General features: G+C 58.3%; 1 pseudogene. It reads right to left on the bottom strand.

Going from position 1 to position 1,937, the window contains the following annotated elements:
* Window positions 1-170: 170 nt before the first annotated feature.
* Window positions 171-1,937 (bottom strand): annotated as a pseudogene (locus NW819_RS14030) (chromosome segregation protein SMC); the annotation flags it as partial.

Here is a 1,937-nt window from a genome sequence, read left to right as displayed (position 1 = left end):
CAGGATTGGCGGCACAAAGCCGAATAAAATCTGCTCGGCTCAGGGTTGTCAGGGGGGATAGATTCAGAGTCAGAGCAACCATGGCAGGCGTTTGGACACTCCTAAACCATTCTTAGAATGAGTCTAATGGGACCTCAGGATTTGCCCTCTGCTCTTAACCAAGCCACATCTTAACTGGGGTGAGGGGCGGGTTTGGTCAGGCCGATCACCTGAGTGTATGCACCGCGGGCCTGGGTTACACCAATGGTGTGCTCAGCTTTTTCGATCATGGGGCGGCGTAAACTGACCACCAAAAACTGCGCCTGACGAGATTGCTGCCAGATCATATTGGCCAATTTTTCCACATTGGCCCCGTCCAAAAACATATCTACTTCATCAAAGGCGTAAAAGCTGGAAGGGCGGAATCGCTGCAGAGCAAAAATAAAGCTGAGGGCTGTCAAGGATTTTTCTCCTCCCGACATGGCGCTGAGACGGCGCACCGGCTTACCTTTGGGGTGGGCCACCAAGGTTAGACCGCCTGCAAAGGGATCCTCTGGGTTTTCCAATTCCAAATGGCCATCCCCATCGGAAAGTTGGGCAAAGATGGTTTGAAAATGGCCGTTGACGGCATGAAAGGCATCCAAGAAGGCTTGCCGACGCAGGGTGGAAAAGTTCTCGATGCGCAGCAACAACTCGGTGCGCTCTTGGTGCAGGGTTTCCAGTTTGGCGCTGAGATCCCGCAGGCGAGCTTGGGTCTGTTCGTATTCGGCAATGGCCAGCATGTTTACCGGCTCCAGGGATCGCAATTGCTCTTCGATTTTGCGTTTTTGCCGCTGCAGCTCGTCTAAGGTCAGGGTGGCGGGCAAGTCGGGCAGCGGATCCGGCAGCTCTTGGGCCACCGCTTGCAGTTGGGTTTGCAGTTGGGCCAGCAGGGCCTCTTTTTCCTGTTGTTGGGTGAGGGCGTTGTAGCGTTCCCACTCCAGGCGTTGGATTTGCTGTTGTTGAGCCCGCAATTGGAATTCTTGCCGATCCCGCTCTTGGCGCAGGTGGGAAAGTCGGGCCTCGATCTGGCTTATCTGTTGCCGTTGCTCGGCAAGGTGTTGCTGGATTTGGCCAAGGGTGGCTTGGGCTTGGACGATCTGCTCCTGCAGATGGGCTTGGCGCTGTTCGCTCTCTTGCAGGCGCTCCTGGTGGTGCTGGATTTGGGCCTGTTTCAGGTGTTGTTGGCCGGAGTTCTCCTGCTGTTGCCGCTCCAGTTGGGCCAGTTGCTGCTGCAGCTCTGCCAAGCGACTTTCCTGCTGCTGCACCGCCTGCTGCAGTTGCTGCCAATGCTGGTTCACCGGGGATCCCTCCAGTTGGCTGAGCTTGAGGGCGAGATCGGCTAGGCGCTGTTGCAAGGGATCCCAGCGCAGTTGAATCTGCTGGAGCCGCTGCTGGATCTGGTGGCTTTCGCTTTGCCTTTGCGCCAGGGATCCCTGCAGGTGTTGCAGGCGGGCCTGTTGCTTTTGGCAATCGGCTTGGTGACGCTCCAGATATTGCTGGGCTTGCAGGGCGTCTTGGCGAGCCAGGAGCAGGGCTTGGGCCAGTTGTTTTTCGCGGGCTTGGGCTGCTTGTAGGCGCAGGGTGAGGGCGGCCAGCAGTTCCTCCAGCTCGGCCAAGCGGGAGCGCAAGGCGGCCTCCTCGGAAGGTTCGCCGGCAGAAAAGTGGATCCCAGCTCGCTGGGGGGCGCTGCCGCCGGTCATGGCGCCCGAAGTTTCCAACAGCTCCCCTTCCAGGGTGACCATACGGTGCTTGCCGATGTGGGGCTGGGCCAGCTCTAGGCTTTGGAAAACCAGGGTGGAGCCGAACACAAAGCCGAAAACATCCCGGTAGCGCTCTTCAAAACGCACCAAACGAATGGCGTAGTCGATCAGGCCGTCCAATTTCAGGGGGCTGGGTGGGCGGGTGGGCTGGAGCTT

Source organism: Synechococcus sp. R8-2, from assembly GCF_047461715.1.
Classification (GTDB): Bacteria; Cyanobacteriota; Cyanobacteriia; order Thermostichales; family Thermostichaceae; genus Thermostichus.
Note: the sequence above shows the minus strand (reverse complement) of the source record. Positions and strands in the feature narration are given on the sequence as shown.